General features: G+C 39.7%; 18 protein-coding genes. 15 read left to right on the top strand and 3 right to left on the bottom strand.

The window, feature by feature from the left end; translation table 11 throughout:
• The 3 genes from IJT21_09800 to IJT21_09810 form a co-directional block, all read right to left on the bottom strand.
• The coding region (locus IJT21_09800) for an NAD-dependent epimerase/dehydratase family protein (GenBank protein MBQ7578542.1) at positions 1–543 on the bottom strand (543 nt) is incomplete at its 3' end.
• A complete protein-coding gene (locus IJT21_09805) occupies positions 540–797 on the bottom strand; it encodes a hypothetical protein (protein MBQ7578543.1) in 258 nt (85 codons plus the stop codon). The genes IJT21_09800 and IJT21_09805, both read right to left, overlap by 4 nt.
• 47 nt (positions 798–844) lie before the next feature.
• Positions 845–1,825, bottom strand: a complete 981-nt coding sequence (locus tag IJT21_09810; protein ID MBQ7578544.1) for an FkbM family methyltransferase — start codon at positions 1,823–1,825, stop codon at positions 845–847.
• A gap of 595 nt (positions 1,826–2,420) precedes the next feature.
• Here IJT21_09810 and IJT21_09815 point away from each other — a divergent pair.
• The 15 genes from IJT21_09815 to IJT21_09885 all read left to right on the top strand — a co-directional run bounded on the left by IJT21_09815 (position 2,421) and on the right by IJT21_09885 (position 25,383).
• Positions 2,421–3,395: a C4-dicarboxylate TRAP transporter substrate-binding protein gene (locus IJT21_09815; GenBank protein ID MBQ7578545.1), complete on the top strand. Its 975-nt coding sequence runs from the start codon at positions 2,421–2,423 to the stop codon at positions 3,393–3,395.
• A gap of 73 nt (positions 3,396–3,468) precedes the next feature.
• Entirely contained in the window at positions 3,469–3,951 is a 483-nt protein-coding gene (locus tag IJT21_09820) for a TRAP transporter small permease (protein ID MBQ7578546.1), read from the top strand.
• Positions 3,952–5,232, top strand: a complete 1,281-nt coding sequence (locus tag IJT21_09825; protein ID MBQ7578547.1) for a TRAP transporter large permease — start codon at positions 3,952–3,954, stop codon at positions 5,230–5,232.
• Between the two features lie 135 nt (positions 5,233–5,367).
• Positions 5,368–6,753, top strand: coding sequence for a phosphomannomutase/phosphoglucomutase (locus IJT21_09830; protein MBQ7578548.1), 1,386 nt, complete (start codon positions 5,368–5,370; stop codon positions 6,751–6,753).
• Positions 6,741–7,676, top strand: a complete 936-nt coding sequence (gene trmB / locus IJT21_09835) for a tRNA (guanosine(46)-N7)-methyltransferase TrmB (GenBank protein MBQ7578549.1) — start codon at positions 6,741–6,743, stop codon at positions 7,674–7,676. The genes IJT21_09830 and trmB overlap by 13 nt, the downstream gene beginning before the upstream one ends.
• Before the next feature lie 110 nt (positions 7,677–7,786).
• Complete coding sequence (rsmD, locus tag IJT21_09840) at positions 7,787–8,272, top strand: 16S rRNA (guanine(966)-N(2))-methyltransferase RsmD (protein ID MBQ7578550.1); 486 nt, start codon at positions 7,787–7,789, stop codon at positions 8,270–8,272.
• A gap of 37 nt (positions 8,273–8,309) precedes the next feature.
• A complete protein-coding gene (locus tag IJT21_09845) occupies positions 8,310–9,635 on the top strand; it encodes an MATE family efflux transporter (GenBank protein ID MBQ7578551.1) in 1,326 nt (441 codons plus the stop codon).
• Between the two features lie 30 nt (positions 9,636–9,665).
• On the top strand, positions 9,666–10,148 hold the full coding sequence (gene coaD / locus IJT21_09850) for a pantetheine-phosphate adenylyltransferase (GenBank protein MBQ7578552.1): 483 nt from the start codon (positions 9,666–9,668) through the stop codon (positions 10,146–10,148).
• 49 nt (positions 10,149–10,197) lie between these two features.
• Positions 10,198–11,421, top strand: coding sequence for a Zn-dependent hydrolase (locus IJT21_09855; GenBank protein ID MBQ7578553.1), 1,224 nt, complete (start codon positions 10,198–10,200; stop codon positions 11,419–11,421).
• A gap of 7 nt (positions 11,422–11,428) precedes the next feature.
• Positions 11,429–12,622 carry a diaminopropionate ammonia-lyase gene (dpaL, locus tag IJT21_09860; protein ID MBQ7578554.1) on the top strand — a complete coding sequence of 398 codons (1,194 nt, stop codon included), beginning with the start codon at positions 11,429–11,431 and terminating at the stop codon, positions 12,620–12,622.
• A gap of 16 nt (positions 12,623–12,638) precedes the next feature.
• Positions 12,639–13,007 carry a RidA family protein gene (locus tag IJT21_09865; GenBank protein MBQ7578555.1) on the top strand — a complete coding sequence of 123 codons (369 nt, stop codon included), beginning with the start codon at positions 12,639–12,641 and terminating at the stop codon, positions 13,005–13,007.
• 74 nt (positions 13,008–13,081) lie between these two features.
• Entirely contained in the window at positions 13,082–15,892 is a 2,811-nt protein-coding gene (locus IJT21_09870) for a hypothetical protein (protein MBQ7578556.1), read from the top strand.
• 107 nt (positions 15,893–15,999) lie between these two features.
• Positions 16,000–18,789 carry a hypothetical protein gene (locus IJT21_09875; protein ID MBQ7578557.1) on the top strand — a complete coding sequence of 930 codons (2,790 nt, stop codon included), beginning with the start codon at positions 16,000–16,002 and terminating at the stop codon, positions 18,787–18,789.
• A gap of 112 nt (positions 18,790–18,901) precedes the next feature.
• Positions 18,902–19,867, top strand: a complete 966-nt coding sequence (locus IJT21_09880; GenBank protein MBQ7578558.1) for a phosphatase PAP2 family protein — start codon at positions 18,902–18,904, stop codon at positions 19,865–19,867.
• Between the two features lie 308 nt (positions 19,868–20,175).
• Entirely contained in the window at positions 20,176–25,383 is a 5,208-nt protein-coding gene (locus tag IJT21_09885) for a putative Ig domain-containing protein (GenBank protein MBQ7578559.1), read from the top strand.
• The last annotated feature ends 15 nt before the right edge of the window (positions 25,384–25,398 follow it).

Consider the following 25,398-nt stretch of genomic DNA (forward strand, 5'->3'; position numbering starts at 1 on the left):
ATTATTAATTTTCGGGAAGAACGGCAATTTTTTCGCGAGCCTTGCTAAAACCGGATAATTACCCCTGCAATTTTTGCCGTAAATCATCGGACAACGCAATATACAGACTCTAAAATTTTCGTCGTCCAAAGTGTTTAATAAATTTTCACCGTTTAATTTGCTCTCACCGTAATAGCTTGATGGATTCGGCTGTGTTTCTCTCGTGATAATTTTTTCGCGGCCTATGGGAGCTGATTCCCCGTAAATTATTATTGAGCTCATATAAATAAATTGCTTGACTCCGTCGTGCTTGGCCTTTATTGCTGTGTTATATGCCAGAGTCGTATTTATTTCGTCGTATAAATATCTTTGGCTGTCAGAAATTTTTTCTGCTGAGTCATGAGCAATCCCGGCGACGTGAAAAATTGTATCAAACTTTGTGAAGCTCTCATTTTGCCAAGATTCCCCGCGAAGACTTATAGTTTTTATTTTGTGAGTGCCTGCGAGATAATTTGCTAAATTTGTGCCGGTATAACTATTTTTGCCGGTAATTAAGACTCTCATAAAGATTCGCCTGCTTTCTCTAACTCAGCTTCGATATTTTCAAGCAAAAAAGTATCTATAATTGTCCGGACTTTTTTTATTTTGTCCGGGTAATTTTTTCGCTTGATTCTTTTCTTTGACGCGATTAATACACCGTCGGGGCCTTCTTTGCCGAGAATCTTCCATTTTGTGCGGACTCTGCCGGTTTTGTCGCGAAATGATTTGACATCATAGACATAAACTGTATTCCGAATTTTTTTGCGTACTATGCTCACAAAAAATTTTACCCCCTAAAAAATTTCTTGTTACATAATACACTATTCTACAAAATTTGCTCGTCTATATATGGAATAACTATTTTGATTTTGTCGTCGAAATTGATATTTTCATTCCAGCGGCCTAATATTATTTCAGGATAATCTGTATTGTTAAGCATATCGAGATTTAGAGGCAGATTCACGTCATAATTGCTGGCAAATTTATATTTATCGCGCAAAACATAAGTAAGCTCGATAACGTCAGGAAAATTTTTATCTCCAATTGAAATATAAAATCCGTTATTATTTGCGTGAAGGTGTATAAGCTGATGAGTCGCGTTAATTTTTCGGAGGGCTGCTAAAATTTTTTCGTGCTTTGACGTGTTACTCATGTCGTGAAATTCAAATGTAAGCTGGCTAAATTGCGCAAGAGTCTCAGGTTTTACGCTCTCAAGGAATCCCCATTCAGCTCCCGTGACATCCATTTTTAGAATCATATCGCGTTTGTTCTCGTGATTATTTTGTTTGATGAAATGTTCGAGAGTCTTTAAATTTTCGTCTTGAGTATGGCCGTCTGCTATTCCCTGCCTGAAAAAGTGAAATTTATTATTTTCTTCGGGCAATTTTTCTATCGTGTGATCGTACATGAAGACATCATAACCCTTTGACGCTAAATCTTTATCGAACGAGACATCATTACTTATCCCGAATGAATAAGCAATCCCGCCCGGCTTGAAGTCATCGAGCATTATATAACCTCCGTCATTATCGCGGCCAATTCTGACGAGATTAAAATTTTCGGTCTTCGCAATGTGTAATAATTCATGAAGTTCGCTATAAAAATTTTGGTTTATTGAATAAATTGATTCCTTTGTTCGCGGATTCCAGCCCGGTTTTATGACACTTCTAAAAGGTGCAGTCAAAATCGTCATTGCGGCGGCCTTGAAAAAATTGCGTTTCTTGTACTCACGAAGGATTATGCTGCGGAGAAAATAATTATTGCCGAGAAAAATTTTTACGAGCGCACGTCTTATTTGCGTAATCATGCTGCAACCTCCATGAATCGCAAACAATTAGTGAACGAAGAATTTATTTTATTTGCAGGGGAATTAAGACAAGATTTTACTGATAACTGATAACTGATAACTGATAACTGATTTTAGCGGCTTTCATTACAGTTGTCTACTCCTTTAGCGTTAAAATTGTGAGTAATTCTGCTGATTTTGCCATAAATAATATTACTGAACTTTAGCTAATTGCAAATTACCCGTGAAAAAAATTTTATCACATTAGAGTCGGCCTGACCAGCTTATAATTTGCTGTACGAACACAAAAAATTTTTACTGCTATTGAAGTATATTGACTATAATTTACATTTGCTGATTCATGAAATATAATAATCGCGTAAAACTTTTCAATTAATTTATTTCACGAGCAAGAAAATATTTTTACAACTACATTTACAACTACAAAAATTTTAATTTATTCACGCATTCACAATGACTCGCAAAGAAAAAATTTTTATTAACGGCGAAAAATTTCATTCACACAAAGTCAAGCATTTCTGCATAGACATCAACGAAAATTTTACGATAAAATATTTTCACGAAATTTATTATTTAGACAGGAGGATTTATTCTCATGAAAAAATTTTTTGCAGCATTTATCGCACTTGTTATGACTCTCACAATTTGCGCGGCAGGTTTTGCAGCACAGACCTTCGAGCTAAGAATCTCGACAACTCAGACAGAAACGTCAATGATTTACGCAGGTTTGAAGGCAGCAGCTGACGAAATCAACGAGAAGACTAAAGGCGGCGTAAAAGTTACAATTTATCCCTCATCGCAATTAGGCGGCGAAGAAGATATGATCGATCAGGCCATCGCAGGAATCGGAATCGCAGTATTAAGCGACGCAGGCAGAATGTCAAATTACGTTAAGGACATCGGAATATTTAACATGGCTTATTTCGTTGATAATTATGACGCGGGCTTGAAGGTCATCAACACAGCAACTTTCAAGAAATGGACTGATGAATTAGTCAATCAGGGGATTCGCGTTCTTTGCTTCAATTATTATGACGGCGCAAGAAGTTTCATGCAGAACAAAGAAGTAAATACTCCTGCCGACCTCAAAGGCGTTGTAACACGTACACCCAGCGCAGCACCCTATAACGCCTCAATAAAGGCAATGGGCGCAACTCCTTATAATATTGCGTGGTCAGAAGTCTATAATGCGATTCAAACAAAGATGATTGATGCTTGTGAAGTGCAATATACTTCAGCTGTGTCGACTCACATTTATGAAGTCTGCAAATACGTAGCTAAGACCGAGCATATAAATTTATTCAACTGCTTAATTTGCGGTGAAGCATGGTTCTCACAGTTACCGGACGAGTACAAGCAAATAATTCTTGAAGCCTGCTACAACAACGGAGTCAAGAATGCACGCGAGATCGAAGCAGCACAGGCAGATCTTGAGAAAATTTTAATCGATCACGGAATGACAATAACTCACGTCGATAAAGAATTATTCAAGAAGGCGGCGGCCTCTGCATATGATGAACTCGGCTGGACTGAGTTACGCAAGGCAATTTACGCGGAAGCAGGACTATAATTTTTGCAATTTACGGCGGGGAGACGCATTAATCCCCGCTTTTTTTGTTTGTTGAAGGAGTGAATTAATTTACATGAAATATTTATACGAAAAATTTTGCGATCTTGAACAATGGCTTGCGTTATTACTGCTTGCCGGTATAACTTTATTAGTATTTGCGGCGGCTTTATCTCGTACATTTGGCTATCCGATTAACTGGGCACAAGATGCGGCACTTGTTATGTTTGCGTGGATGTGTTTTCTCGGCGGAGATATTGCGATTCGCACAACGGGATTAATAGGTGTTGATTTATTTGTAAAGATGTTCCCGAAATGGCTGCAAAAATTTTTGGATATAGCGTTCAAGATTGTAATATTAATTTTTCTTGCTGCATTAGTAATTTACGGCTATCAATATGCAAAAGGTTATTCGCGCCGAATGATTACGACATTGAATATTTCTTATGCGTGGGTTACGTCATGTGTTCCCGTCGGAGCCTGCTTAATGTTCATAAATACAGCTATAAATCTCGTCGCGTCAATAAAAACGCCGTTATCTGAATGGGGGAAAAAATAAATGGGTACTGCAATAATTATATTTCTAGTTTTCTTAGTTCTCGGAATGCCCGTCGCCTTTGCAATAGGTATATCAGGATTTGCGTTTTTCATCATGAAATCTCTTCCCATGAGTATACTTGTGCAAAAATCTATCTCGACGACTCAAAGTTTTACGATGTTAGCAATACCGTTATTTATTCTTGCAGGGAATCTAATGAACGCTACAGGAATCACACGGCGATTAATGAGACTCGCAAATGTTTTAACGGGTCATATGTACGGGAATATCGGACAAGTTTCGTGCGTGCTTTCTACTTTAATGGGCGGAGTTTCTGGTTCTGCGGTTGCTGATGCTGCGATGGAGACGAGAATTTTAGGTCCTGAAATGCTTAGACTCGGTTATGCAAGAGGCTGGGCAGCTGCTGTTAATGGTTTGTCGGGGTTGATTGTTGCGACGATTCCTCCGTCAATGGGATTAATAATTTACGGGACAGTCGGTGAGGTCTCAATCGGACGTTTATTCATGGCTGGCTGGGTACCGGGACTCTTAATGATGACTCTATTAATGATTGCTACGAGTTTATCAGCGCGAAAATTAGGATACAAGCCTGAACACGAGAAGCCGGCATCATTGCGTGAAATTCTGCGTGAAGTTGTTGCGTCGATATGGGCGTTATTATTTCCGGTTTTATTGATTGTGCTGATTAGATTCGGAATTATGAGTCCGTCTGAGTCAGGTGCGTTTGCGTGTGCATATGCAATTTTTGTAGGGACAGTAATTTATCGTGAATTAACTTGGCCGGTATTGATTCAGACTCTAAAAGATTCCGTCAAAGATATTACGGTTATTACTATAATTTTATGTTTTTCCGGAGTGTTCGGTTATGGAATAGTATTCGATAATTTGACAACTGCGATTGCGTCGGCTTTAGTGTCAGTTACGAATAATTCTACGTTGTTATTATTTCTTGTTGTGTTATTTTTGCTATTGTGCGGGTGCTTTATGGAGACGACAGTAATAGCATTGATTCTCACGCCGATTTTGCTGCCTGTCATGCAAAGGGTCGGGGTAGATCCGGTTGTCTTCGGAATGATTATGATGACGACAGTAACATTTGGAGTAATGACTCCGCCGGTCGGGACTGGATTATATGCAGTGAGCGATATAATGGGCTGCTCGATTCAAGAAACTTTTAAATATGGGATAGCGTTTTATTTGGCTGTAATTCTCGTAGTAGTGTTCATGATATTTTTTCCTGAAGCGGTATTATGGCTGCCGAATTTGGTTTACGGCGCGTAAATTTCTGCATGTGCGGAGAGTAAATTATATTGGGCGGGCGGGTGGGAACTACAAATTTTATGCGTCAGGATAAATTAAATTATTTCATTATAACTGCTGAAATATTACCGTTTTTATTCTATAATTCTAGCTATGATGACAAATATACCATTAAATATTTTTCGCGAATATGACATACGCGGACAAGCGGACAAAGATTTAACAGATGAAACAGTGAACGCTATCGGGCGGGCTTACGGTTCGTGGCTGATTCGTTCGGGCGTTAACGGTGCTGTTACAGTAGGCGGCGACGCTAGACTCTCTACTCCGAGAATCAAAGACGCGCTAATTAACGGGTTATTATCGTGCGGACTTGATGTTATTGATGTCGGACTCGTTACGACTCCCATGCTTTATTGGAGCTTGATAAAATTCGGAGTCAAAGGCGGAGTCATGATAACAGGTTCTCACAATCCCCCCGACATGAACGGCTTAAAATTATGCTTTGAGCACGGGACTTTATACGGCGACGAAGTAAAAAATATCGGCAAAATCGCACAGTCAGGAAATTTTGAGTCAGGAAGCGGCAAATTAACTCACGCAAATATTGATGACGATTATGTAAACATGCTGCTGTCAAAATTTATTCTCCCGTTCAACAAAAAATTTAAAGTCGTTCTCGATTGCGGAAACGGTGCAGCAGGGCCGACAGCTAGAAAATTTTTCGAGGGACTCGGCTGTGAAGTAATTTCATTATTTGACACTCCTGATGGACATTTCCCGAATCACCACCCAGACCCGCAAAAAAGTGAGAATCTGAAAATTTTAATCGACCGCGTAAAATCTGAGTCTGCTGATATAGGCTTTGGCTTTGACGGCGACGCAGACAGAATCGGCGTAATTGATGACAAGGGAAATATTATATTTTGCGATAGACTCATGTGTCTTTACTGGCAGGAAATTTTACGCAATAACCCCGGCGCAGTCGTACTCGTTGAGCCTAAATGCAGCATGGTTTTACCTGAGACAGCGGAGAAAAACGGCGGAAAAGTTTTATACTGGAAGTCGGGACATTCACTCATTAAAGCAAAAATGCGCGAGACAGGAGCACTCTTCGCCGGTGAATATTCCGGACATATGTTTTTCGCTGATGAATTTTTCGGCCATGATGACGCGTTTTATTCGGCCGGGCGTTTATTGCGGATCATGTCGGACGAGGAAAAATCTTTATCGCGTTTAATGCTCTCATTTCCTGTTTACCCATCAACGGAGGAAATGAGAATCCCCTGCGACGACAGCACAAAATTTGAAGTCATTGCACGCATTCAGGAAAAAGCGCAGAAAGATTATCAATGCAGCACTATTGACGGCGTGAGAATACTTTATCCGGACGGCTGGGGGTTAATCAGAGGCTCGAACACTCAACCTGTTATTGTTGTAAGGTGCGAGGGACGAAATAATGAAGCTCTCGAAAAAATTACCAACGACGTTAAATCACGAGTCTTAGCAGAAGGATTACCCGATTTTACATGGACATATTAAGCGCGACAACAAATGCGAGGCCGCAATATGGAGTGATAATTTATCCTGAAAGCGGCTTTGCACTTCCCGTCAAGAGTCATACAGAATTAGAAATCGGCTTTGGCAACGGAGAATTTACCGTACAATATGCGAGAAAACACCCGGAAATTTTATTTTACGGCATAGAAATATCTCAAGCGTGCGTCTTAAGGTGTGCGAGGCGTGCTTATGGCTTGAAAAATTTGCGAATCATGAACACTGACGCTCGTTACATGCTCAAAGAATTATTTTGTGATGAGTCGCTCGATAAAATTATTATGCAGTTCCCTTGTCCATGGTCAGGCAACGCAAACGCTCATAGAAGAGTAACGGCGAAATGTTTTGCTGACGGACTCGCGGCTGTTCTCAAGATAGGCGGAAAATTTGAATTTGTCTCTGATGATGAAGAGTACTCACACGAAGTTAAAAGCGTTCTGGGATCTCATGAGGCGTTAGAAAATGTCAGCTTTGAAATTAACCCGTCGCGCGAAATTACGACCAAATACGAGCGAAAATGGCTTGAAGAGGGCAAAAATATTTTCCGGCTGGAATTTGTCAAGACAAGAGCATTTACAACTATAAGGCAGGTCAACACACAAGAAATGCACATAAGAATAGAAAAATTTATAACGAGTCAAGATTTAGAGAAATTGCGCAATATAACCGGCAAAGACAGTGGCAAAAAAATTTTCTGGCGGTTTGGGCGGAATTTCACGGATTCTAAAAGCTGGCTGCTTGAGACTCTGACCAGTGATGACGAGTTCGAGCAAAAATTTTATATCAATATTTCGCACAAAGATGAAGGCTGTTCACTTGTAAGACTCGATAAGACTGCGGACGCGTTTTTGACTCCGGCGGTGAGGGCTGCACTCGATGATGCCGCGAAAAAATTATTGCTGTCATGAACATTAGAGGCGATAATATGCAGTTAATTGGTCCCCCGCGAGTGATGAGTAGTTCCCACTCACCCACCCGTTTATAATGTATCCCACGCACGGAGAGGGGCTTTATCGCGATGAAAGATGTTAGGCCAACATCAAATAAAGTTTTGCTTGCGTTATTCAGCATTCTCGGCGAAAGAGTCAGGGAGTCTAAATTTCTTGATTTATTTGCCGGGACTGGCAGTATAGGACTTGAAGCACTTAAACGCGGTGCAGAGTCATGCGTATTTGTCGAAGGCGTGAAGGCTCGTGCTGACTCAATCAAGAAAAAATCTGACTCTCTTGTCCTGTCGCTTGAAGTTCGTCGGGCTTTGTCGTGGCTTACAAAACGTGAAATGAAATTTGATATTATATTCGCGGATCCTCCGTATAATTCTGACTGGTGCGAGGTTCTGCCTACGTTAGCAAATCTTGATAAAATTTTCGCGAAAGAGTCTATTTTCATAATCGAGCATTCAACTAGGGAAAAAATTACGTTGACTCATAATCCCTGCAATTTACAAATTATTTCAACGCGAGAATACGGCGAGACGGCTTTAACGTTCATGAGTCTGTTATAATAGCCTGCTGATAACTTGAGAAGGGAAAATTATAATCTTGCAGACTAAATCACTAGCAAAAGAAGTAATCTCGAATATTATTCCGGCAATAGTCGTCGAGATAATGATATTAATTTATAATTTGGCGGACACTTTTTTTATTGCGCAGACAAATGACCCGTTACAAATTGCGGCTGTCTCGATTGCGGGGCCGGTTTTCTTTGTGTTAATAGCGATGGGAATAATTTTCATGGCAGGTTCGATGTCATGTATTTCACGCGCAAGGGGTGCGGGAGATAATGAACGCGCGGATAATATTGCGTCTTTCTGCGTCTGGACGGGAATAGCTGCCGGTTTTCTTCTTGCGGTAATATTCATGTGCTTTATCGAGAAAATTTTGCGCTTAATTGGTGCAAGCCCTGACACATTTTCATTTGCGTATAATTATTTGTCGATAGTAATAGCTTCCGGGCCGTTCGTGATATTCAGTATGACCAGCGGAGGAATCATGCGCGCAGAAAATCACGCGTCGGCAGCAATGGTCGGCCAAATTTTTGGAAATATGTTAAATGTAGTGTTAGATCCTATTATGATATTATATTTCGGCTGGGGCATAACTGGAGCAGCAATCGCAACGACAGCAAGTATAATAATCGGCTCGCTTTATTATCTGGGATATTTTATATTCGGGCGTTCGTCATTGAGGATTCACGTAAAAAATTTTCGCGCAAAAAACGGTGTAGCTTCAGGAGTATTTTTTATCGGGATTCCGGCGTGTTTGGATCCGTTATTAATGAGTTTCTCTCAAATGGTGCTAAGTTCTATGATGTCAGTTTACGGAGATATGGCGCTTGCTGCAACTGGTATAGCAATGAAAATAAATCAAATTGCGGGATTAATTGCAATGGGTTCGGGACAGGGTGTGCAGCCGTTATTAGGTTATTGCGTGGGTGCTGAGACGTGGGAAAAATATAGAGCCATGTTAAAATTTGCGCTGAAGTTCACTATTATAATGAGTCTATTATTAATGGCCAGCTGTTTTGTGTTTACGCCTGAACTTGTAAGTATATTTCTGAATGAGCCTGAAGCCTTTAATTATTCTGTAGATTTCGTGAGAATTTTATTAACAACTGTATTAGCGTTCGGGATATTCTTTATATTTATTAACGCATTACAAGCAATGGGAGCGGGCCGGGCTTCGTTTATATTGAGTGTCTGCCGCCAGTGTTTAATTTATGTGCCGATGTTGTTCGCGTTTAATTATTTCTGGGGCGCGTATGGGTTGATATGGGCATTACCGGTAACTGAAATAATTTCTCTTGTGCAGACTTATATAATTTATGGAAAAATAATATTTGACCCGCGAGAATTAAAGCGCATATAATAAACAAAAACTCGGCAGGGAGCATAAATCGTGAAGATAAAAGCAGTTTACCCGGGTTCATTTGATCCCATAACGAACGGACATATTTATATAGCAGAGAGAGCCGCCGCAATTTTTGATGAAGTAATTGTAAGCGTCCTAGTAAACGAACGCAAAAACGCCGCATTTACTGTTAAAGAACGCTGCGAGATGGTGCAGGAGTCATTAAAGCACGTGAAAAATATTCGAGTAAGCAGCTTTAACGGTCTTCTTGTCGATTATGTAAAGCAAGTTAATGCAGGTGTAATTATTCGGGGACTCCGTGCGATGTCAGATTTTGAATACGAGTTCCAAATGGCATTAATGAACCGTCAGTTAGCTCCGGAAATTGAGACATTTTTTATCGTTACTGACCCGAAATATTCGTATGTGTCGAGTTCAAGTGTGCGCGAAGTCTTTCATTTCGGCGGGAGTGTTCCGGATCTTGTGCCTGATTTTGTAGCTGCTAAGTTGAGGGAGCATTATAACGAATAAAAAATTTAGCATAAATAGTTATAATCATACATAAGGAGTGAAAATTTTTTTGACAGCAATCAACGCAAAACGCTTAATCAATCACATTAACGAGCTCGGCAAAATCGGCATTGACTCTCAAGGCAGACGCACACGCCTAGCACTCGATGACTCTGACAAATTAGCGCGTGATAAATTAGTCCAATGGATGAGAGAAGCCGGACTCAGAATCATAATTGACAAAATCGGAAATATTATCGCACTCTGGGAAAATGACTCAAACAAGAATAAACCCGCTGTAATGACAGGTTCTCACATCGACACAGTCATAAACGCAGGACAATTTGACGGCTGTTACGGGGTTCTTGCAGGTCTCGAAGTGATTCAAACGCTGAAGGAGTCAAATAAAATTTTTCCCCGCCCTCTTGCTGCTGCGGCCTTCACTAATGAAGAAGGAGTCAGATATTCACCCGACATGCTTGGATCTCTCGTCTATGCAGGAGGAATGACTCCCGAACAAGCTCATAAAATTATCGGCGTTGACAAAACAATTTTAGGTGAAGAGTTAGCGCGCATAAATTATTTAGGCACATCAGAGCCGGGGTGCATAAAGCCTCATGCATTTATTGAACTTCATATCGAACAAGGGCCGATTTTAGACTCTCAAAATTATGACATCGGAGCAGTTGAAAATTTACAGGGTATCTCGTGGCAGAAAATTATCATAGAAGGAGTCCAGAATCACGCAGGAACAACGCCGATTTTATACCGTCAAGACGCAGGACTCGCCGCCGCAAAAATTATTACGTTCATGCGCACACTTTGCGAAAATAATACCCTCGCTACTGCAGGATGCATAGAATTTCAGCCTAACGCAATAAATGTTATCCCGTCAAAAGCTATATTAACGGCAGATTTGCGAAACCCTGACGAAAATTTATTATGCGAGTCAGAAAATAAACTTGCAAATTTCATATCGCAGCTAGAGAAAACCGACCGAGTCAAAATTTCTGTTGAGAGATTATCACGCTTCAAACCGGTTATATTTGATTCTAAAATTGTAGGACTTGTAGAAAAATTTTCAGCAAAATATAATCTCAAGTGCAGGCGCATTACTTCGGGAGCAGGCCAAGACGCTCAAAATATGGCGTTAATGTGTCCTACAGCTATGATTTTCGCTCCCAGCAAAGACGGAATCAGCCACAACCCGCGAGAATTTACTAGTGAGAAAGATTTAATCTCGTGCACAAATGTTTTATTCGACGTGATTCAAGAATTAGCAAAGGAGGCATAATTATAATATGAACGAATCTATAAAATTTGTACGCAGAAAATTAGACCCCATGCAAGATAATATTTTCACGCTTGAGAACGCAAAAATTACCCGTAATTATCACGCAACATTCCCGACCTACAAGCCCACGCCGTTAATAAAACTTGATTCGCTCGCAAAAAATTTTAATCTCTCAGGTTTATACGTCAAAGATGAAAGTTTTAGATTTGGCCTGAACGCTTTTAAGGCACTCGGAGGAAGTTACGCGCTCGGACGTTATATCGCAGAAAAAATTAATGTTGATATAAGCGAACTTACATTTTCACGCATAATAAGCCCCGAAATAAAATCTAAAACCGGTGAGATAACTTTTATTACAGCAACAGACGGCAATCACGGACGCGGAGTAGCATGGGCAGCACAACAGCTCGGACACAAAGCAGTTATTTACATGCCTCATGGTACAGTGCAGGAGAGATTAAATAATATTCGCGCACTAGGAGCAACGGCAGAAATTACAAATTTAAATTATGATGACACAGTTAGATTCGCCGCCGAGACCGCAAGAAAAAATAATTACGTCCTCGTTCAAGATACGACTCTCCCCGATTACGAAAAAATTCCGGGCTGGGTCATGCAGGGATATTTGACGATGGCATTAGAGTCGGTCGAGCAATTAAATAATATTACGCCAACACACATATTTTTGCAGGCCGGAGTCGGTTCAATGGCTGCAGCTCTTGCAGGTTTCTACGCAAATTTTTATCGCACTAACAAGCCCGTAATTACAATAATTGAGTCAAACAAAGCCGATTGCATTTATCGCACAGCACGAGCCAATGACGGAAAATTACACAAAGTTTCAGGCTCAATGAACACGATAATGGCTGGACTTGCCTGCGGTGAAGTATGTTCTATTGCGTGGGATTTGTTGAGGTCGACAGCAGAAAATTTTATCTCAATGCCTGACTACATAGCTGCAAAAGGTATGAGAATCTTAGGCAACCCATTAGAGAATGACTCAAAAATTATTTCCGGTGAGAGCGGTGCAAGTTCATTCGGGTTTGTATGCGAGTTAATGCAAAATGAAAGTCTTGATTATCTGCGCGAAGAGTTTAATATTACTCATGACTCAAAAATTTTCTGTATCTCAACAGAAGGCGACACGGATAAATTAAATTATCGTAAAATTGTCTGGGACGGTTTGTACCCAAGCTATTAAAGGAGGCTATTATAATATGAAAGTTTTTAGCACTGACAAAGCACCCGCAGCAATCGGGCCGTATTCACAAGGATTTATCGCGAACGGATTAATTTTCACGTCGGGACAAATTCCGGTCAATCCTGCAACAGGTGAGATCCCCGAAGGAATCACAGCACAGGCCGAGCAGAGCTGTAAAAATGTCGGCGAGTTACTCAAGGCTGCCGGCTCAAGTTTTGACAAGGTCATCAAGACAACGTGTTTTCTTGCGGATATAAAAGATTTCGCAGCATTTAACGAGGTCTACGCAAAATTTTTCACGTCCAAACCTGCGCGCTCATGTGTTGCAGTTCGTGATATTCCAAAAGGTGCGTTATGCGAGATTGAATGTATAGCGGAAATGTAATTTTTTTGTGCTATAATTCCGAATCATGATTTACAAGATTTTATCAATATCAAGAAAGAGGTTTAAATTTTTTCATGAAGTCATTTAATCGTAAGTTATTAGCTTTCTGTTCTGTAGCTGCATTATTATTTATTGCAGTTATGAGCGGAGGCTGCGGCGGCAGTCCTAGCACTCCATCAAGTTCTCCTGATCCTATTATTGATGTTGACAGCACTCTTTCAGGCGTATGGCGTATTGATACCAGCGCAAATAATTATGTGTCAGCCGACATTAACGGCAGCGAAGTTAATTTGGCGATAAAAGATTTTGTTCTTCGTTTCCAGAGCGTTGACATTGAAAGCAGTTCCGGAGAATTATATTTTGACACTGTTGCAATTTTTTCGAGCGACCGCGTTTTAATTCCGATAGCCTTCGACGAGGTAAAAGCAGCCACAAAAAATTTAGCTGATAATGTATTCAGTATGGAAGCTTATGGAAATAATTACATGTTCGAGATTAGCGGCACTGAGTCAGACCCTGTATTAACCCTCTTAGCTAATGTAAATCTTTTCGGCGATCACAGAGCTTTTGTCGCGATAGATTTTAAGAAGTTCAGCACCGCTTCAAGCAAGACAAATGAGCAGATGAACGCGATAATCAACGGCACATGGCAGACTCCCATACCATTAAACGGAATGGTCAACGGCGGATTTGTTTTCGTTAGCGATGACATGCCGGAACCCGAATTTGAAGACGATTTGCCCGAACCTCCCGAACGTCCTTCAGATATGCCGTTAATTGAAGGAATGCGCGAGATTGATACAGCGTTTGCAAATGTAACGTTTGAGAACACTAATACAGCAGCAAATTCTACGGTTATTACGACTCAAATAGCAGTAGGGACTCTGACAACAAGCGGCGATTTTACAGGCCCTGTAAATCCGGTTATGAATGTTGATTACTCAGGAGCAAAAATTACAGCACTTTATGACAACATGTATAAGATCGAGATTAGTTCAGACAATAAATCATATTTCTTGGTCGATTCTGATGGTACTCATGCATATTTTATAAACTGGATAATAATTCCTACAAGCGATACTACTTTTACAGAGACCCGCACAGTATTAGCACTTGAGAAAAAGCCCGATATGAGTCAGAGTTCATTTGATTTAACGCAGCAGATCGGAACAGTTTGGCACTCATTAAATTTAGCGGTCGGGGAAATCAGAGACTCAACTTCAACACGTCCGGCAGAAATAAGATTTAATGAACTTTCGCTTTTATTCCCGTCTGAGTCTGCTGATGTTGCAAATAAAACTTTCGGAACTGTTATATTAGGCGAATATTACGAGCTTGAACCTGCAGGTACTGCGTCAGAAGCAAAATTACTCAGCTTGGATATTACCGTAAAGAATATCGAACGTATCGGCTATAATTCTTGGTACGCTGACGACGGCGGAGACTCCAGCTTTATAATCACTGTATTAAATAATAATTATGCTCTCATTACAGCGAATTTAATACGTAACGGCAAAGAAATATCAATTATTGCGCTTATGTCTCAATTAGGCGATATTGAAAATATTTTCTTCGCAGGTGCTTGGACATGCTGGAGTTCTGATGCAGATATTTCTATAACTCAGGGCACTGCGACATATAATACAACGCTTTTGAATTTCGGCGTAAATATTACTTCAGTCGACTTTGATTCAGGTTCTGCTTCGTTATCGGCTGTCGTAGTCTTAAGCAGTGATTTATTCCTTATTCCCGTTGTATTTGATAATATTGCAGTGAGTGTTGATGAAGGTGCTGAATCGGGCGAATTTACTTTAACGTCTCCCCGCGTTTCATTGACAGTTACAGCATATCCCGGAGATCCTAACAAATTAGATATTAACGGAGCTTTCACGCAATCAGACGTTGGTATAACAGTTTCAATTGACGCTGCAGCCTCCAGAGTCATACCCGGCCAAACATCGCAGGAATTAGATTTTGACTCAATCATGAACCAAAGCACGTGGCAGAGCATACCGTTTGATAATCGTTCGGGCGGATTTGCAATAATCGGCATTTCTTCATATAAGATGATGTATCCCGGAGTAAATAATAAAACTTTTGCAAATATAGTTTTTGACGGAGATAAAACGAGCGGTACAATATCGGGCTTCGGCACTATGGGCTTGACAAGTTTAGATTTCGGGACAGGAAATTTTGTTGATAACGGTTTAACGCTGCCTGTAACGATAATTAAAGAAAGTGTTGATGTCTCGCAGGTCTTCGGCAATTTCTACAGATTCGAATTTATCAGCGGCGATGCTGATATTAAGGGCGTATTTATTCTTGAGAGTGAATCAACAGCGTACATGATTATGTTTGCTACAAACGGAGCCAATGCAGATGTAATCACAAATCTTTATTCAGTGTTCTATCTCCATAAAGTAACGGAAAGCACAGAAATTGATTTAACAGGCTTTGACAATACTTCATGGGACGTTACGCAGGCCGGCGGTTTAACTCTTTTACCGGACGGGAATATTTTGCAGATTACTAATGCAAGCCCCGATATTTATCAAGTAAGACTGAAAGATTTTACAGTGAAATTTACTGACGCTGACGAGACAGCAAAAACGGTTGGCTTTACAGTTACTGCTTCTGCTGATATAAATACATCTGGAAACATAACAAATCATCAGGTCGCAATTCCGGAGAAAACTGTCAGCATTGAAAAACTCGGTGCCTATACATGGTACGGAATCTCAGGCAATAGTGAATTTCTCGTAACAATGAGCGCAGCATATCAAAACCGTGCAGCTTTGGCGGGAAATCTTAACTTCACATCACCGAATAATGCTGATTACAATATTATAGCTTCTATCTTGCTTGATTTGGAGTTAAAGCAATAATTTAAAGTCGGGGAGAAAGTTTTATCTCTCCGGCTTTTTTTGTGCTATAATCCCGAATCATGATTTACAAGATTTTATCAAATACTAAGAAAGAGGCTTAAATTTTCATGAAGTCATTTAATCGTAAGTTATTAGCTTTCTGTTCTGTTGCTGCATTATTATTTATTGCAGTTATTAGCGGAGGCTGCGGCGGCAGTTCATCAACTCCCGGAAGTACTTCTGTTGATCTTAACACAGTTCTTGCGGGCGGCTGGAGAATGGACACGAGCGCAAAAAATTTTGTATCAGCTGACATATACAACACACCGGTTGAATTAATTTTCAGGGAGTTTGCGGCGAAATTCTCATCAGTTGACGTAGGAACAATAGGCGGCACAGCATATTTCGAGGCTGTTGCGGTTATTTCCGGTGAGCGCGTTGTTCTTCCTTTCATTCTTGATCCTGTAAGCGTAGACGTTGCAGAATCAGTATTAAATAATAACACATGGTACATATCTAATACACCTCTTGATTTTGCTTATACACTGGAACTCGATAACTCAACTTCAACGCCTAAAATTAGATTATCGGGATTTGTTGATTTAGTCGGCGATGGTAATTATTGGTCATATCTTGATGTAACGCTCTCAAAAGTTACGGACACTACACCGACAAACGAGAAAATGAACGCACTTATTGACGGAACATGGCAGACTCCAGTAACTGAGGGAACATTTACCGGCGGCGGATTTGTTTTCGTGAGCGGAGATACTGCAGAAGCCCTGCTTATGGATGGAATGACTCCTATTGATGCAGTATTCACAAATCTTAGATTCGATTACACAGATTTTGCGAGTGAAACATCAGAAGTAACTAACACGTCGTTATTTGCCTTCCTTAGCAATGATAATGAATGGGCAGATACAAACGAGACTGAAGATCCCGTAATGCTCATATTTAACGATGAATACGTAGAAATCACACGTCTTTTCGGGAATATCTATAAGATTGTATACGACGATTACGACTCGGAAGATTATAATTCTGATTTCACGGATTCAAAAGCTGTTCTCATGATTGACGATAACGAGAAGCGGGCATATTTAATCAGCAGCTATATTAATTACGGCGAGGACTCATCATACACGGAGATTCGCACAGTTCACGCACTAGAGAAAAAGCCGGAGGATAGCATATACACTGTAGCAAGCCAGGACGGCACAATTTGGGATACAACAAGCACCGCTTCAGCAACAGTAAAAATTCTTGACACTTCAACGGGTGAAGAGACTGCTCCGATCGATATTGACAAAATCGAAATTATATTTGCTAATTATGACGCTGATAGCACCTCGTTAGATCTTAAAGTTATGGTCAACTATTACACGAGCGAATCGACCGAACTCAAGACAATGAGTATTGACCTTGCTATAGATGAAGTAATGGAATTAGGCTATAACACTTGGTACGGTATGGCATCATACGGAGACTTCACAATGACATTTATCAGCGGGGATTTAGCGATAATCGCAGTTAATTTCGAGCTTCCAAATACGAATTATTATGTCAGTTGTGCAGCGTTTATAAAACTTGTCGGCAATATGGAAAACGGTTTCTTCAGCGGTGCATGGACTAGCACGAGTTCTGACGCAAAAGTATTTATTACGAGTCCCGGTTGGGCTGACGAAGTAACATTATCGACTTTCGGCGCATATTTCTCGTCAGTTGACATTGAAGCAGGCACGGCTAAATTCTCGGCGTTCACGGTATTAAGCAGTGATTTATTCCTGATCCCTGTAGTATTCGATAATGAAAGTGTTTCTGTTGACGCAGGTGCTGCAGAAGACGAATATATTGTAACGTCTCCGCACGGTTCATTTACAGTCACGAGAAATACCAGCGATCCCGATAAAATAAATATTAACGGCAGCTTTGATTTTGATCTCGGCTTAACAGTGAGCATTGATGCTGCAGCCAGTAAAATCCGGCCTAATGAGAAACTCGATTTTGACTCTATCATGAAGACAAGCACGTGGCAGACTACACCTTTAGACGCTAAATCCGGCGGTTTTGCAATCATCGGCAGCTCGTCATCACAAATGATTTATCCCGGAATAAATTATAAGACTTTTGCGTCATTAGCATTTAACGGAGACAGCACAGATGCTACAGTTTCCGGCTTTGGCACTATGGGATTATCGAGCTTTGATCTTGCTTCACGTGAATGGGTTGATAATGGGTATATGCTGCCCGTAACTCTTACAAAGGAATCTATAAATGTTGATAATATTTTCGGCAATTATTACAGATTCAGTTTTGAGAGCGGAGACTCTGATCTCAAAGGAGTATTTATCCTAGAGAGTGAATCAACTGCGCGAATGATTTTATTTGCTGACAGCGGAAGTAGTACGGCAATAACAAAGCTTTATACGGTCTTCTATCTCAATAAAATAACTGAGAGCAGCACGACAATTGACTTGACAGCATTTAACAATACTTCATGGGATGTTACACAGGCCGGCGGTGTAGCTGTTTTACCGGACGGGAATATTTTGCAGATTACTAATGCAAGCCCCAATGCTCATCAAGTAAGGCTGACTAATTTTGAAGTACGATTTACGAGTGCTGATCTAACGACACAAACATTTGCTTTTTCTGCCTCTGCAGATGTTGAGATACCTGCATATCATGGTACGGACAAGAGCTCAGTTATATTTGAGAATAAAATTGTAACTGTTGAAAAACTCGGTGATTATATGTGGCTCGGTACAGAGGGCAATAATGAATTTATCTTGACAATAAGCGCAGGACAATTAAACCGGGCAGCAATAGCAGGAGCTCTTAATTTCACCTCTCCTAATAATGCCAACTTCAATGTTGCGGCCTCGATATTGTTAGACTTACTGTTAAAGCAATAACCGAACATGAAATAATAATTTCGCAGTCAGGGAGAAAAGTTTAACTCTCTGGCTGTTTTCTTTGTGATAAAATATTTTCTCGCAATATATTTATAGTTAAGGAGCTTTATTTATGGATATTACTTGTTTATTATGGCTGCAAGACTTGAGAAACGTAATCAATAGTGATGCATTAATTGATTTCATCACAGTGTTTTCATTTTTTGCGGTCTCATGGGTTGTAATGATCCCTGTTTTAGTTTACTGGTGCATTAACAAGAAGAACGGATTATTTCTCTATGTGTCATACTGCACGAGCTGGTTTATTAACGGTCTTATAAAATTAACGGTCTGTGCATATCGTCCGTGGATAAGGGATTCGCGAATCATTCCTGCGGGCGGTGAAATAACAATGAAGACTGCGGGCGGTTATTCATTTCCGAGCGGCCACACAATGCAGTCATCGCCTATTTACGGGGGACTCGCTGTATTATGCCGTAAGAGTGCCGCAATATTTTCATGTTTCTTAGTGCTTGTAATTCTTGCAACGGCTTTATCGCGCATTTATCTGGGAGTTCATACGCCTCAAGATGTAGTAGTCGGGACAGTCTGCGGCCTTTGTTCGGTCTGGGTAGCTGCAAAAATTATTGCTTATTGCAGTGCACACCCTGAGAGAGAAAATATTTTCCTGCTGATCGGTCTTATATTGAGCTTTGCTTCTGTGTATTATATTACTCACAAGTCTTATCCGATGGATTACGTTGACGGCAAATTATTAGTTGATCCTGCAAAAATGATGAATGACACATTTTTAGCTAATGGAATGCTTGCGGGCTTTGTTGTCGGGCGGTTCATTGAGAAAACGTTTGTAAAATTTGACTCGACAGGCTTTAATTTCGTTGGTCTGTTAGTTGCGTTTATTGGATTTATACCGCTTTATTTTATCAGGATGAGCATTTGCAGCGTATATAGTTTTATTACAGTGCCGTTATATGGTGCGCTCGGTTCACACTGGGGACACTTTGCGATAGGTTTTATTGAATTTTTCTATACAGTTGCATTGTGGCCAATAGTGATTAAATTATTTACCCGCAAATAAATTTATTATTACGTGAAAGAAAGAAGCCTCGTGCATGATTTATTTCGTGTATGAGGCTTTTATTGTGCATAGCAGTAAAAAATTTTAATATTTTCACTCTGCAAAAAAATTTTTCTCTGTGAGTCTTTATTATTACGCGAACGATTAAATATTTTAGTATTGGTAAAAGTATTAGTAAAAATTTATTCTTTGTGATTAATGCCTGAAAGATTTAGATTATTATAGCATGAAAATTTTTATTCCTCGATGAGCTTATTATATAATTTATTAACTTCATGTGCATAAATTTATAAAAGGGGGTATTTTGCGTGAACACGAAAAAATTTTTGGTGCTATTAGTGTGCGCATTTATATTTTTCGCGGAAAATTTATCGTATGCGGATACAATTATTGTTCCTGCGCCGTATTATGATGATATTAATTATTATCGTCAAAATTATTCTGCTCATGATAAATCGAGTGACTGTTTTCACTTTGTCCAGGCAGTATTAAGAGATGAAGGCAGGACATTGCCAGGCGGATCTGTAGTTAATAATAAACCTTATTTCAGCGGCTTGACTGCTTATGATTCGTGCTGGTCTTCGTCGGGACTGACAAATAATGCAGATTTACGTGAGACTCTCAAGAAGAAATTTTTTAACGCTAAAATCGGAGACGTTGTCCAAATGTATTGGAATACCGGCGGAGGATATTCTTCAACCCAGCACACAGCAATAATCGCAGAAGTAACTGATGACGGCGTTTATTTCCTTCAGTCAGGATTTCAGCAGAAAGAACTATATCGAAAAAATGCAGATAATCAATACATACAAGGCTATATCGGGAGAAATTTTTTCTCATGGGAGACTCTTGCGCGTTGTTATGCTAATGCGGGCGCAAATGGAGGTGTCAGCTTCTACAGATTTCCGGGACCGCCTGTTAACGGTTTTGATTTAGGTCAATGTCTGCAGGTTATTCCCATGCCTGCAAAAGTAAATACTCATTATTACGGCGAAACTGTGTTTGACTGCTGGTCAGTAAGGTCTGAGATGGTAACTTGGACTCTTACTTCCGGAACTTTGCCGGACGGATGCACTATTTCAAATGTAAGATGGGAATGTGTGAAGGACAGTGCAATTGGTTATCTAGTATTTGATTTCACACCTTCAAGAGCGGGAAAATATGTATTTACATTTACGGGAAATTCTCTCGACTGGGTTCACGACAGATTATTATATTACGAATTTATTGTAGAAGAAGCTCCGCAACCTGACAATAACGCACCCAGACGCGACTCTAACGGCAATGTAACATTTGAGAGATCAAAAACGGATTCCAATTTCTGGACGGAGTTGCTGAACAAGTTTAACAGTTTTCATTTATTCAGCAGCAAATATGATAGTGATGAGCTCGTGTTTACGCCTGAAATGATAGCGCAGATTAAAGAATTTAATTTATCGGGCAAAAGTATTTCGAGTCTCGTCGGGATAAATTACTTCACCGCGCTGGAAAAATTAAATTGTTCAGGAAATAATCTCACGACTCTTAACGTAACGGGCTGTAAAAATCTCATTGAGCTTAACTGCTCAGGAAATAATTTAACAAATTTGAACGTAAACGGCTGCACAAAACTTGAGACTATAGGTTGCAATTTCAACCAAATAACCGGCGTTCTTGACGTGAGCGGATGCACAAACCTGAAAACTTTTTACTGCAGCTTTAACGAGCTTCAATGGCTTAATATGTCGGGCTGTGTGAATCTCGAATATCTTGACTGTTCGAACAACAATTTTGAATCTTTAAGCGTGAGGGATTATCCCAAGTTAAAGACTCTTTATTACGGTTCGCCTAACTTGAAGACTCTCAATGTAATAAATTGTACTGCCCTTACAGAGTTAATAGGAGAATTTAGCAATCTTACTACACTGAATCTCAGCGGGTGCAGCTCTCTTGCAGAATTTCTACTTACGTCTTATCCGTCAGTAGAAAAACTTGACATCAGCGGAACTGCAATATCTGGGATCGGCACTTATTACCTTTATGATTTTCCAAATTTAAAAGAGTTTACCGCATGTAATTGTCCTAATCTCACTTATATAGATCTAAGCTATAAAAATTTAACTCGTATTGATGTGAGCGGAAGTACAAATATTGAATATCTCAACTGTCAAGGCTGTAGTCAGCTTAAAAAATTATTAGTCGAAAATTGCAGCGAACTCACTTATATTTATGCCGAGAACAATAATTTGACGTATCTTGATGTCAGTAAATGCCCGAAAATAGAGTATATTCGTTGCGACTCTGACAAGACACAAATTATTTGCGCTGATGGTTATATTCCGATTGATTATGTTCATTTTCCCGATGCTAATTTCAGAGATTGTATACTTGACGATGTCGCGGGAAACTGCTTGTTAAATACTAACATGTATAATCTAACAAACATTAATGTATCAAGCAGAGATATAGCAGATTTGACAGGCATTGAATATTTAACAGAGCTGCAAGCTTTAACATGTCATGAGAACAAGCTCACAAAATTAGACTTGAGCAAGAATCCTAAATTAAAGTGGCTTGACTGCGCAGTAAATTCAATCACTGAACTAAATATAACCGACTGTAATGCATTAACTTATATTAACTGTGCTGGCAATCAAATTACAAAATTAAATCTTGATAACTGCCCTGAACTTGTCGACCTGAATTGCGACATGAATCTTTTAACGAGTCTCAACGTCAGCACGTGCCGTTATTTAAAGTGGCTTCATTGCCATGATAATAACATTGCTTCATTAAACTTGGCGAATAATTCGGCGTTGAAAAATTTAGACTGCTCCCATAACCAATTGGCGAGTCTGAATCTCAATAACTGCCCTGAGCTTGAAGATTTGTCATGCAGTGGGAACAAATTAACACAGTTAGATTTAAGTTCGTGCAAAAATTTAACCGAGCTTTATTGCTCCGATAATTCTTTAACGCGCTTAGACTTGAGCAACCTCACGAAATTAACGCAGCTTCATTGCCACGACTGCCAGATTGAAGAATTGCGGCTAGATAATTGCAGCTCACTTGAAGGTATTTATTGCGGGGGGAACAAATTAACCCGTCTTGATGTCAGCAAATGCTCATTTTTAGAATATCTTCTATGCGATAATGACAAAGTAGAAATTATTTGCGCTGACGGAGATTTGCCGATTGATTATATTCATTTTCCCGATAAAAGTTTCAGATATAGTATACTTTTGTATAGGCACAATTCAGGCCATATTATTCGCAAGGCCGATGTTGACGTAACAAAAATTACAGAATTGTATCTTTCATACTATGATATTGAAGACTTAACCGGAATTGAATATTTTAGCGGGCTTAAAACTTTATATGCTGACAATAATAAGCTGACAAAGCTGGATTTAAGCAAAAATAAAGCATTGACACAAATTAGCTGCAATCATAATCAAATCACAGAAATAAATTTAGCGTCCTGCACCGAACTTGTAAAAGTAGAATTTTTCAACAATCCATTAACACGGCTCGATTTAAGCACCCTCACGAAATTAGCTGACTTAGATATAGGAAATGTTGATAAATTGACGTATTTAAACGTAAGCAACACTGCATTGAGAAATCTTATTTGCACAAATAGCAGTCTTACGGAATTAAGAGTCAATAATTGCTCGAAACTTGTATTTCTTGAATGTACCGGCAATAAATTAACGCAAATTTACGCGGTCAACTGCCCAAATTTAACAGATTCTGCTATATATTGCGATCCAGGAGTAAAAATTATCCGCGATTCTTCCAGCCCTGTAAAAATTGTTACTAATAATATAACCAATGCGCAAATTAATAAATCTTACTCGTTCCAGCTAAAAGCGTCAGGCACAGGCAATATAACATGGCAGATAAAATCGGGTTCACTTCCTGAAGGCTTGAATCTCAGCAAGTCAGGACTCATAAGCGGCAAACCGTCAAAGGCAGGAAATTATAAATTTACTGTTACAGCCTCAAACGGTAATGAATCAGACTCTAAAGAATTTACAATAATAGTTACAGCGTCGGGAACTTCACTCGAAATCACAACAGAGACTCTCAAGGCCGGCACTCATGGGAAAAATTACAGCTCAACCGTCAAAGCTAAGGGCGCAAATAACTTCACAGCGTCGGGACTCCCTGAAGGCTTGAATATTAATTCAACAACGGGCAAAATTTCGGGCAAACCTTCAGAGTACGGCAAATTTAACGTGATAATAACGGCTTCTAATGCTAATGACTCGACTCAAAAAAGTTTTTCGCTCGTAATAAAACCTGTCGCGCCGAAAATTTCCGCAAAAATATCAACAGGCCGAGTCTATGAAGAATATTCAACAGTTCTGACAATTTCTAAAGGTTCGAATCCAGTCAAATGGAGCGTTGATTATTTACCGGAAGGCTTGACTCTTAACTCTGAGACAGGGAAAATTTCGGGAAAACCGACTCAATTTTTCAAGGGCAAAATAAATGTTACAGCCTCAAACGATGCAGGAATCGCAAATAAATCAATGACTCTAAAAATTGACGCAGACAAGCCCGCGATAACTTCAATTACTCATGACGGAAGATCAGCAGCCGTAAAAGGTCAAAGCTATTCGCTTACTTGCACAGGAACAGGGACAAAGCCTTTAACATGGTCATTTACAGGACTCCCTGAAGGCATGACAGGAGACTCAAGCACCGGCAAAATTTCAGGAACACCGGCAGAGTCAGGAAAATTCAAAATTTCTGTTGAGCTAACAAATATGACCGGCAAAATTAAGCGCAAAAAATATACTTTGACCGTGTATAATCCTCCTGCAATTACAACTGAAAATTTACCCGACGCAACGTATAACAATTCTTATAAATTCTCACTCACAGCAACGGGCGATAAAAAAATTCAGTGGCGCGCAGAAGGACTCCCAACCGGGTTAAAAATTTCGAGTTCCGGCAAAATTTCAGGCAAACCAACAGCTAAACCCGGCAATTATGCAATCACAATTACGGCCTACAATGCAAAGATTCCGGATTCTTACTCACAACGAGAGACCAGCAAAATTTTTAATCTCGTGATAAATAATAATCCTGACTCGAAGAAGGCTTATAACGAGACTCAGACTCAAGACTCGAACGATTCAACAAGTGCAAGCGATTCACTTAATGAGCCTGAAAAAATTATTGTCTCACCAGAAAAATTAATAATCGGCCCTGAACGCAATATTTCAACAACAAATATAAATCTCTCGAACGATTATATAATTGCTGCTGTATTACCTGAGATTCATGTAACAGAAAGCGGACTCTATGAACTTGAAGTCGAACTTGATGAAAATATTAATATCGGCGAAAAATTAATTTGGTTGGCAATGCCTCAAAATAGCGAGCCTTCAGAAGATGACTTAATCGCAGAATTTTACGACGAGACCGGACAAGAAATTTTTGCAGTCCCGGAAAATCATTTAATCACAATTTCTGCATGGTTCAATAAGGGGACAATTTACGCGCCCATTATCGCCGTAAAATAGTATAATTTTTTCAGG

The organism is Synergistaceae bacterium (genome assembly GCA_017443945.1).
Taxonomy (GTDB): Bacteria; Synergistota; Synergistia; order Synergistales; family Aminobacteriaceae; genus JAFUXM01.